The organism is Microcoleus sp. Z1_B2, from assembly GCF_036700325.1.
Classification (GTDB): domain Bacteria; phylum Cyanobacteriota; class Cyanobacteriia; order Cyanobacteriales; family Microcoleaceae; genus Microcoleus.
Window position 1 is genome coordinate 1 of record NZ_JAUBOQ010000093.1, and the last position, 9,028, is coordinate 9,028.

General features: G+C 43.7%; 12 protein-coding genes. 2 read left to right on the forward strand and 10 right to left on the reverse strand.

The genetic code is table 11. From position 1 onward, the window contains the following. Nucleotides 1-242 precede the first annotated feature (242 nt). Nucleotides 243-1,721, forward strand: coding sequence for a glycosyltransferase family 87 protein (locus tag QT984_RS29265; RefSeq protein WP_333273989.1), 1,479 nt, complete (start codon nucleotides 243-245; stop codon nucleotides 1,719-1,721). A gap of 87 nt (nucleotides 1,722-1,808) precedes the next feature. Here the strand turns inward: QT984_RS29265 and QT984_RS29270 are convergent, their stop codons facing one another. The 4 genes from QT984_RS29270 to QT984_RS29910 form a co-directional block, all read right to left on the reverse strand. Further along, the gene (locus QT984_RS29270; RefSeq protein WP_333375540.1) at nucleotides 1,809-1,991 is read right to left on the reverse strand and encodes a ribbon-helix-helix domain-containing protein; all 183 of its coding nucleotides are present in this window, start codon (nucleotides 1,989-1,991) and stop codon (nucleotides 1,809-1,811) included. Nucleotides 1,992-2,099: 108 nt separating this feature from the next. Continuing rightward, a complete protein-coding gene (locus tag QT984_RS29275) occupies nucleotides 2,100-2,279 on the reverse strand; it encodes a ribbon-helix-helix domain-containing protein (RefSeq protein WP_332957637.1) in 180 nt (59 codons plus the stop codon). Nucleotides 2,280-2,481: 202 nt separating this feature from the next. Next, on the reverse strand, nucleotides 2,482-2,751 hold the full coding sequence (locus tag QT984_RS29280; RefSeq protein WP_333313836.1) for a ribbon-helix-helix domain-containing protein: 270 nt from the start codon (nucleotides 2,749-2,751) through the stop codon (nucleotides 2,482-2,484). After that, nucleotides 2,735-2,911 (reverse strand): plasmid partition protein ParG, encoded by a 177-nt coding sequence (locus tag QT984_RS29910; protein WP_332983430.1) that lies wholly within the window; start codon nucleotides 2,909-2,911, stop codon nucleotides 2,735-2,737. The genes QT984_RS29280 and QT984_RS29910 overlap by 17 nt, the downstream gene beginning before the upstream one ends. Before the next feature lie 171 nt (nucleotides 2,912-3,082). Here QT984_RS29910 and QT984_RS29285 point away from each other — a divergent pair, with 171 nt between their 5' ends. After that, complete coding sequence (locus tag QT984_RS29285; RefSeq protein ID WP_333233378.1) at nucleotides 3,083-3,316, forward strand: hypothetical protein; 234 nt, start codon at nucleotides 3,083-3,085, stop codon at nucleotides 3,314-3,316. Between the two features lie 44 nt (nucleotides 3,317-3,360). On the opposite strand, the gene QT984_RS29290 is transcribed toward QT984_RS29285, so the two are convergent. The 6 genes from QT984_RS29290 to QT984_RS29315 form a co-directional block, all read right to left on the reverse strand. After that, nucleotides 3,361-4,131: a DUF3226 domain-containing protein gene (locus tag QT984_RS29290; RefSeq protein ID WP_333233379.1), complete on the reverse strand. Its 771-nt coding sequence runs from the start codon at nucleotides 4,129-4,131 to the stop codon at nucleotides 3,361-3,363. After that, nucleotides 4,128-5,225 carry an AAA family ATPase gene (locus QT984_RS29295; RefSeq protein WP_333233381.1) on the reverse strand — a complete coding sequence of 366 codons (1,098 nt, stop codon included), beginning with the start codon at nucleotides 5,223-5,225 and terminating at the stop codon, nucleotides 4,128-4,130. The genes QT984_RS29290 and QT984_RS29295 overlap by 4 nt, the downstream gene beginning before the upstream one ends. Before the next feature lie 202 nt (nucleotides 5,226-5,427). After that, entirely contained in the window at nucleotides 5,428-5,694 is a 267-nt protein-coding gene (locus QT984_RS29300) for a Txe/YoeB family addiction module toxin (RefSeq protein ID WP_333056963.1), read from the reverse strand. After that, nucleotides 5,691-5,915 carry a hypothetical protein gene (locus QT984_RS29305; protein WP_333056962.1) on the reverse strand — a complete coding sequence of 75 codons (225 nt, stop codon included), beginning with the start codon at nucleotides 5,913-5,915 and terminating at the stop codon, nucleotides 5,691-5,693. The genes QT984_RS29300 and QT984_RS29305 overlap by 4 nt, the downstream gene beginning before the upstream one ends. A 209-nt stretch (nucleotides 5,916-6,124) precedes the next feature. Next, complete coding sequence (gene aspS, locus QT984_RS29310; RefSeq protein WP_333056961.1) at nucleotides 6,125-7,918, reverse strand: aspartate--tRNA ligase; 1,794 nt, start codon at nucleotides 7,916-7,918, stop codon at nucleotides 6,125-6,127. A 154-nt stretch (nucleotides 7,919-8,072) separates the two neighbouring features. Next, nucleotides 8,073-8,660 carry a hypothetical protein gene (locus QT984_RS29315; protein WP_333056960.1) on the reverse strand — a complete coding sequence of 196 codons (588 nt, stop codon included), beginning with the start codon at nucleotides 8,658-8,660 and terminating at the stop codon, nucleotides 8,073-8,075. Nucleotides 8,661-9,028: the final 368 nt, after the last annotated feature.

Below are 9,028 nucleotides of genomic sequence, written 5' to 3' on the forward strand. Positions count from 1 at the left end.
AGCCGTGTGCGGTGAAAGTCGCAAGCACGGTTTTGTAGGAGAGATGGTAGGGGACACTCTGCCATCGACTCTCTAACCGAGCAACCGCGATTTTTGTAGGGGCGGGTTCACCAACAATACCTGTTAATAATTTACTATCTCAAAAACCCGCCCCGACCGGGATATTAGGGTCGATGGATCGGACATGAGATAATTTCTGGTTGTGATATCATCAAATAGTAATTTGATCAAAATTATGACCTATGATTAGCTTGGGATTCTGGAATATAATTATTATAATTACCGTCGCTTTGTTCCTCAAATTTAATTGGCGATTAGATACCGAAAAAACAGCATGGCAAGATTCTTTGTTTTTCAAACATCCTTCGAGCCAAAGGTTGACTCAGTTTTTTCGTCAACCTATCGTTAACTTTATTTTGCAAGCAGTTATTGTATTAGTTCTCACCCGATTTCTCTGTTATACCGGTTGGTTGGTTTACAATCTGACTACTCGGCCCGATCCGCCTTACTGGGATTTTAAGTGGTTTTATGTAGCGAGTAGATTAGCCCATCAGCATTTGAGTCCCTTTAATGTCGAGGTGTTTAACAGCGGTTTCTGTAGCATCACAAAAGTGTGTGGGTTTATTCCTTCTTTTGTTTATCCACCTAATATCATTCCTCCGCTGTGGTTTTTGGGCTATTTCCCGATGAAGACTGCATTCACAATCTGGATTTGGCTGCATCTTATTGCCACAGGTTTTGTTTTATGGGGAGCGAATATTTTGTTGGAGTCCCACTCACGAGCTTTTAGGACTATTTGTAGTATATCAGTTGCATTCCTCTACGGTTTTGTCTTCGATCTTCAAGTTGGCAATGTGGCAACTTTTATTGCGGTTCTGCTGTTATGGATGTTTATTTATGCTAGAAATGATCGGGATATAATTGCAGGACTTTTCTTAGGAATTGCCCTTTTTAAACCAACTTTAGTTATATTGTTTCTTCCTTATTTTTTAATCAAAAGACGGTTTCAGCTAGTTTTTATATCTATAGTCACGGTAACTGTTTTGGCAGTTATAGGTCTAGCTGTAACGGGCAATTCTTTAACAGGATTTATACAGGATGCGACTCGTGGATTTCCACTCTGGCTCAACGATCCATCGAATAATGCTTATATTTCTATGAGTCGCCTTGATTTAAGGGTTATGGGGCCGAGATTTTTCCCCGATAGTCCCTTCGTGGCGAAGCTATTTTCTGACTTGATTGTTCTGGTGCTAGTTGGTTTAGTGTGTTGGTATTTTTACAAAAAACAATCTCGCAATGCTTGGTCAAAAAAGGTTGACTTATCTGAAATGGTGCTAATTTCTACTTTGAGTATTGCTATCAACTATTCTCAGCCCACCAGTTCTGTGATGTTAGCACCGGCGGTGGTTTTTTTGCTGAATGATTTATGTTTTCAGATTAAAAATTGTGCCTTCTCTAGGCAAAGAATGTCGGTTTGGTTATTGGGCGTTGGCTGTGTCATGGTGCAAACCGCAGTGATTCATGGCGGGCTGTTGGTGTTTCTAGGAAAGCGGTGGAACTGGAAGGGGGGGGAATTGCCTTATTTGTTTAAAGTAACTATTTTTTCACTACCGAGTTATGCGATTTTAGGTCTTACGTTAAGTGTTTTAGTCTTAGCAATTACCTCTCTTCGTCAAAAACAGGTTCCTGAATTTGACCCTTTGGATCAGATTTCTGGTTAGAGGAAAAACAAAACCCCACTCCAACACAAAATAAACGGCCCGACAGGTTGGCAGTTGAGAATGACCCATCAGCGTAGAGATCAAAGGTTAATTGCTGCTGGGTTCATCTTCTGTAGTCTTTTTAGCCAAGTAAGCATCTACAGCTTCAGAGACAATCCGACTTACGAGATTGCTGACTGTCCGGTCTTCTTCCTTGGCCCAATCTTCCAAGACGTTGTAGGCGTTTGGAGGAACGTAGCTGGTGACTCGTTTTAGGTTTTTTGCTGGCAAGTTAGGCAACTGGGAATTTACTTCATAGATCGATCGTACTTTCTTTGTACGCCTCTTGCATAGTGACACACGGTGTGATAGCGATCGCCCGCAGTGGTAGTTGGTAGTTTAATCGTCTTTGGATTCATTAAACTTGCCTTCCTTCTGCGCTCTTTCGAGTCCTTCTTCCACCAAAAGTAATGCCATTTGGGAAATCGAACGACGCTCAATACTCGCCAGTTTTTCTAACTTCTCCTTGATTTCGGGTGGCGGGTAAAAGGCAACTCTAGGAGATTTTGCAGGACTCACATTGTTTGGGGGTAGCGTGTTCACGATGTCATTTTAGCTGACTGCAAATTTTTTAGAAAAACTTTAATCCAAGGTAGCACACCACAATCTAGTTTAGGCTAAAGTAATCTAAACACCCAAAAACCAAACCCCACTCCAACACAAAATCAACGGCCCGACAGGTTGGCAGTTGAGAATGACTCATCAGCGTAGACATCAAAGGTTAATTGCTGCTGGGTTCATCTTCTGTAGTCTTTTTAGCCAAATAAGCATCTACAGCTTCAGAGACAATCCGACTTACGAGATTGCTGACTGTCCGGTCTTCTTGCTTGGCCCAATCTTCCAAGACGTTGTAGGCGTTTGGAGGAACGTAGCTGGTGACTCGTTTTAGGTTTTTTGCTGGCAAGTTAGGCAACTGGGAATTTACTTCATAGATCGATCGTACTTTCTTTGTACGCCTCTTTGGTGTCGCCCCTTCAGGTGTTTGACTCATCCCGTTTCGCCTGGGCTTGCTCTTGCTCTTGACACCAGTTTTCTATTAGTTGACCTCCGACGCTGCTCATATCCCTTTCCGCACGAACGCACAAGGCTTTGAACCTGATCTTCAATGCCTTGGGAATTACAAGTTTGATGGTGTCTTTTTCATTTGCCATAACTTTATTTTCACACGTTTACGTGTGAAAAGTTTAAAATTCCCTTAGTTACCTATTCCCATATTCCCATAGCTGTGCTAGACTGAGGATGTACAAACGGAAAAGCGATCGCCCCTGGCCTGGAAAACTTGAGGGCGATCGCAATTCCACTATTCGTGTAATTCAAAGTCTATGATATCACAGCCAAAGTCAGTTCCCGAGCTGCTCCGGGAAGAAATTCCTGATGTACCTCAAGGTAAGCAACCGATTCGTTTGCTGTTGTGTGGCGTTCCCAAAGCGGTAAACAGCATCGTTAATCTGTTGCACGTTTTAGGTTTTGCAGAAGTTGGGGAATGGAGCCCGCCTCTACCATCGCCGATAGCGGGTGAGGTGATTCGGATTTTAACCCGTTACTGGAAAGAGTAATTGTTGAGGGCGATCGCACTTTTTTTGTGAAGTGCGATCGTCCCTTAACTCACTTCCAAAAGTTGCCTCAAAAATTCAATAAAATTTGCCAAAGCAGGAACCTGCTGTTGCGTCTGTTCGCTCACCCAATTATTATCAGCAATACTTGTTGTATTAGTCTTCCCAGGTTTGAGAACGCTGACAACAGTAGCAACTAAAGCTTTTTCGGGATCGAAATTTTTCCACTTTAAAGATTTTCTATCTGACTCAGAAAACTCATTTAGATAGGAACTAGCTTTTTCCATGTACGCGGGATAAGCTATCTGTCCGCACTCACACAGCAAAGTATCCAACACACCAGGCGAAGCGTTATCGGGCAAAACATAGACTCCTGTACGCGGGCTATTGGTATTTACAACACCAGGGCGATCGGGAAAATTAGGAAAATAACTTCGGAATTTGTTAGCATATGGTTCCGCAATGCGATCGGGAGTTGATTTGTCGCAATCGGCAACTATCCCGAAGGCTGCCAAGTTTGTCTGATACTCATAATTTGTGAATAAAATGTCATCCAAATTAGTCACAAGATTGCTTCCTTCACCTGCATAAATTGCTACAGAGATAGTATCATTAAACAGAATAGAAGGCATATCAAGACGTTTGTACAAGTTTCCTTTCTTGGGATAAACGGGAATAAACTTGCGCCAGAAGGGGTCTAACTGAGACTCTAATCCTTTCAACTCTTCCCGCAAATCTTTGAAATTCAAAAGCTTGAGAACCTTGCCTGTAAAGGCCTGATCGTGTGGCCCTTCTACTCCAATAATGGCGTATTTCACACGCGCACCTCCTGACCCAAATCCTCCCGCAATCTTTGCAATCTTTCCCGTTCAATTCTAACTGCTTTAGTTTGTGACTCGTGTTTCTCTAAACGATAAAGAACTAAGTCCGTCTCCGTATCGCTAGCATCCAACATCGCATCAACTGTTTCTAAACTGTGAGTAGTTGCAAATAACTGAACATTCATTTGCTTGCACCACTGCACAATCCACGCAAATGAACTGCGAAGTGCTTCAGTATGAATTGCTGTTTCTATCTCATCAATTAGCAAAACTCCACCTCTGACTTTTGTCAGGGTTAGAGCAATAAATAGCAAGCGACGTACTCCATCACCAAAAGAACTTAATGGTGAAATTCCCACTTGTTTGTGGTCAATATAGAGACTGCTACGATTGCCGCCATGCGAGAGAATCACTAAATCAATAATTCCTGAATCCATCACTTGCAATAGCTTAATCACTTCCGGCTTAAAACGCTGAAAAATAGCTTCTGACAGCAAGCCAACTTGTGACTGTTCTATGCGGTGAGAAAAAGGTGTCACAGTATCAACTGACAGCATTGCATCTGAGCGAATTCGCCGATTAGTTAAACGCTCATTTTCCCAAATTTCAAAAAATTCAGATAATTCATTTGGTGAATCCGATATAATAGCTTTTAGCTCTATTTCTGCACCTCGCAGAGTATTATCAAATCCAAGATCGTCTGAGGATTGACTTTCGTCATCTTCCGATAATTCCACTCCCTCAATTTCTTGGTAAATTGCCCTCGACTCTCTCACTAAAAACTTACCATTACCAGAAACACGAGTTTCCATTGGGTAAAAATCCAATTGTTCTTCTTCTTTATTTTGAGGAAACAGCCATTGTAGTGCCTCCAGTCTTGGCTTGCGAGAATATTTGATTTCTCGCCGCCACGATGTGTTCAGCCATTCCAGGGGATCTAAGGGGCGACAATAGGTTGATATCGCCTCTAAAACACTGGTTTTACCTGAGTTATTTCCACCAACCAATATGTTGATTTGACCCAAGTCCTGCAAGGTTAAATCTCGCAGGCCTCGGAACCGATGAATGGTTAAATTGTCAAGGTGTTTCATAATTATGATTTAGGCATTTCAACTGAGATGCTTCGTTTCTCTCAGCATGACACATCGGCTTTGCCTAAGTCCCGATCGCCTTATGACTTGGGCGTATAAGTCGATCGCACTTGCAACTCCTTCAACTGCTTCTCATCCACACCAGACGGCGCATTTGTCAGCAAACAACCCGCCTGCTGCCTCTTCGGAAACGCAATCACATCTATTCAGTGTAATGATACTTACAAGCCGCGATCGCAATTTCTCGATCTGTAACTTGGTAAACTAAACGATGTTCGTTATCAATGCGCCTAGACCAAAAACCACTTAACTCGTATTTCAGAGGTTCAGGTTTTCCCAATCCTTCAAACGGTGAGCGGTCTATATCTTTAATCAATTCTACAATTTTGCGATAAATCTTTTTGTCTAATTTTGCCCATTCATTAAAATCTGCAAAAGCAGAAGATTCAAAAACAATTCTTCTGCTCATTGCAAATTCTGTAAGTTAACTTCAACTAAATTTTGCCGCTCGTTAACATTTTCAATAGCTTTTAAAAGTCTATTTTTGTTGACTTCGGATTTCAAAAGATATTCTGTTTCATCACACTCAGAAACAATTATTTCAATCTCTTTATCTCCAAAAGTCGCCTTGATTTGTTCTAAAAAATGATGATTGATTTCGCTGGCTTTTAAACGATAAACTGTTGACATCGTTTTTACCTATTTTCGATTATGCTAATTATAGCGTTTTTAGTCTAAAGACCTGGAATGTAACTCTAGCATACAGTATCAGCCAAAGTTTTGACTCAATGACAGTCCTGGACGCAGAATCGTGTCTGTCATGCTGAACAAAACGCAGTCTAGTGAAGCTTCGCTTCTCTCAGCATGACACATCGGCTTTGCCTAAGTCCCGATCGCCCTTATGACTTCGGCGTATAAGTCGATCGCACTTGCAACTCCTTCAACTGCTTCTCATCAACCCCAGCCGGCGCATTCGTCAGCAAACAACCCGCCTGCTGCGTCTTCGGAAACGCAATCACATCCCGAATCGATTCCTCACCAGCCAACAGCATCACCAACCGATCCAAACCGTAAGCAATGCCTCCGTGGGGCGGAGTTCCATACTCAAACGCATCCAACAAAAAGCCAAACTTATTGTAAGCTTCCTCAGTCGATAAGCCGATCGCCTCAAACACCTTTTCCTGAACTTCCCGCTGATAAATCCGCAGGGAACCGCCGCCGATTTCTGTACCGTTTAACACCAAATCGTAAGCTTGAGCTCTCGCAGTTTTCAAATCATTAATATCGTCAGGATGCGGCGCAGTAAACGGGTGATGCAATGCTTCCAAACGCTTCTCATCAGCGTTCCATTCAAACATCGGGAAATCTGTCACCCACAGCAGATTCATCTTATCTTTGTCAATCAATCCCAATTCGTTACCCACGAACAAACGCAATCTATCCAAAGTCTTATTGACAGTTGTCACATCAGCCGCAGCAAATAACAACAAATGACCTGGTTGCGCGCCCGTGCGATCGAGCAATTGCTGTTTTTGTGCTTCCGTCAAATTATCCTTAATTGCGCCGATCGTATCAATTTCGCCATTATCCCGCACGCGAATGTAAGCCAATCCCTTCGCACCGGCGTCGCTGGCTTCCTTAAACAAATCGCCTTTCGGGCCCGGTTTAATCCGCACGTTAGAAATCGCATCATTCCCGCCCGGAATCGGCAAAACTTTCACAATTCCGCCCGCAGCAACCGCCCCGGAAAATACCTTAAATCCCGAATCTTTCATCAAATCGGAAACATCGACTAATTCCATACCGAAGCGAGTATCCGGTTTATCGCTACCGTAGCGATCCATTGCTTCAGCGTAAGTCAAGCGCGGGAAAGGACGAGGCAATTCTACCCCTTTGACACTTTGGAAAATATGGCAGACTAAACCTTCGTTTAATTCGATAACTTCTTCTAAAGACATGAAACTCATTTCCATGTCTAATTGTGTGAATTCCGGCTGTCTGTCGGCGCGCAAATCTTCATCGCGGAAACAGCGGGCAATTTGATAATATCTGTCCAAACCCGAAACCATTAACAATTGTTTGAACAACTGCGGCGACTGCGGCAAAGCGTACCATTCGCCCAAATTGACGCGGCTGGGCACTAAATAATCTCTCGCACCTTCAGGAGTCGATCGCGTTAAAATTGGTGTTTCAACTTCAATAAAACCTCCCACATCTTCCAGGTGGCGGCGCATCGCTTTGACTACTTGGTGGCGAAGCTGCAAATTGCTACTCATGCGAGCGCGCCGCAAGTCCAAATAGCGATATTTCAGACGCAAATCTTCCCGCACGCTTTCGGTATCCGCCGTCGCCACCTGAAAGGGTAACTGTTTGCGAACCGCATTCAACAACTCAATTTCGTCAGCATAAATTTCCACCTCACCCGTAGGCAATTTCGGGTTGAGGGAATCTTCGGGGCGGCTGCTGACTCTACCCGTAATTTTAAGCACGTATTCGCTGCGTAAAGCCTCAGCCCCGTGATAGGAATCGGGGGTGCGTTCAGGATCGCTAACAATTTGCACAATACCCGATCGATCGCGCACATCCAGAAAAATCACCCCGCCATGATCGCGGCGGCGATCCACCCAGCCGTAAAGGGTGACAGTCTCTCCGATGTGTTCGCTTCGCAGTTCGCCGCAGTAGTAACTTCTCATGGTTGGGGGTTATGGACTAAAAATAATGCTTTTTGATTATAGCGCTTAGTGTCAAAACCTTTTATGAACAGCCAAGATGCCTGTTCCACAAGAAAATTCAATCTTTGTGGAACAGGCATCTTGCCTGTTCTTTAAAATGGTCTCATATCTGAGTTTAATCCTTCTTGTCAAAAAACACCGTCAGCGAGTTCCATGCAGACTTAGCCGCATCCGTCAAGCGAGTGCCGATCGACTCAATTTGCTTCACAATAAGGTGCCAATTCTTTTCAGCTTCCGTGTGAATGTGGTCAACAGCTTGTTCGATGCGATCGCGTTCGATCAATTTATTTTGTTCCACCGCTTCTCGCGCTTGTCGCACTGCTTTCAAATAAGCTTCGCGACTGACAACACCTGCATCTTGCACCTGCGCTTGCGCCCGCGTTTTAATCGCATCTACCACCAGCCAATTTTTCTCAGTTTCTTGTTTAATCAGCTTGACTGCTTCTGTGAATCTCTCGTGGGCGAGATCCTTATTTTCTTCGATCGCCCCGGAGGCCTTATTCACAGCTTTTAAATAAGCTTCGCGGGTGAGTTCGCCCGCTGCTTGCACTTCGGCGGTGGCGCGTTTTTTAATTGCTTCAAACAGCGCCGCAGTTTCTGCGATCGCCTCATCAGTCGCGTCGGGCATCTCTTTTTTGACGAGCTCCGTCGTTTCGAGAGTTGCCTCTAAAACTGGTTCCTCAGTTACTTTTGGATCTGTCATATCAATCTTCTCCTTTGGTAGCAAACATTTTGCACAAAACTAACAGTCCCCGGACGCAGACTTTGTATGTGTAGCGCCCGATTGAATTGTGGTTTTTTATACAGACTTTGTACGTTTAGCGCCAGAAGTAATTCTGGCATTTAATAAGAACTAGGCAATTCTTGTTCCAGCTCGCTCAACTTTTGTATCCGCGCTTACCTAGTTGGAATGACCTCAGTTCTATTACATTATATCTACCAAAGTTTCTCTTGTCTGTAGGATACCGCCAACTTGCAGGTACGGTTTAGCGCACTTAGGATCGCGAATTAAATAACTTACAATTTTAATTGTTATTGTGGGATGGGCTCTTATAGCCCGTCCACTCATGA

Coding starts and splice junctions, on each gene's coding strand:
- QT984_RS29315 (WP_333056960.1), bottom strand. CDS start 8,660: ATGACAGATCCAAAAGTAACTGAGGAACCAGTTTTAGAGGCAACTCTC.
- QT984_RS29285 (WP_333233378.1), top strand. CDS start 3,083: ATGATATCACAGCCAAAGTCAGTTCCCGAGCTGCTCCGGGAAGAAATT.
- QT984_RS29265 (WP_333273989.1), top strand. CDS start 243: ATGATTAGCTTGGGATTCTGGAATATAATTATTATAATTACCGTCGCT.
- QT984_RS29280 (WP_333313836.1), bottom strand. CDS start 2,751: ATGAGTCAAACACCTGAAGGGGCGACACCAAAGAGGCGTACAAAGAAA.
- QT984_RS29300 (WP_333056963.1), bottom strand. CDS start 5,694: ATGAGCAGAAGAATTGTTTTTGAATCTTCTGCTTTTGCAGATTTTAAT.
- QT984_RS29305 (WP_333056962.1), bottom strand. CDS start 5,915: ATGTCAACAGTTTATCGTTTAAAAGCCAGCGAAATCAATCATCATTTT.
- QT984_RS29295 (WP_333233381.1), bottom strand. CDS start 5,225: ATGAAACACCTTGACAATTTAACCATTCATCGGTTCCGAGGCCTGCGA.
- aspS (WP_333056961.1), bottom strand. CDS start 7,918: ATGAGAAGTTACTACTGCGGCGAACTGCGAAGCGAACACATCGGAGAG.
- QT984_RS29910 (WP_332983430.1), bottom strand. CDS start 2,911: ATGGCAAATGAAAAAGACACCATCAAACTTGTAATTCCCAAGGCATTG.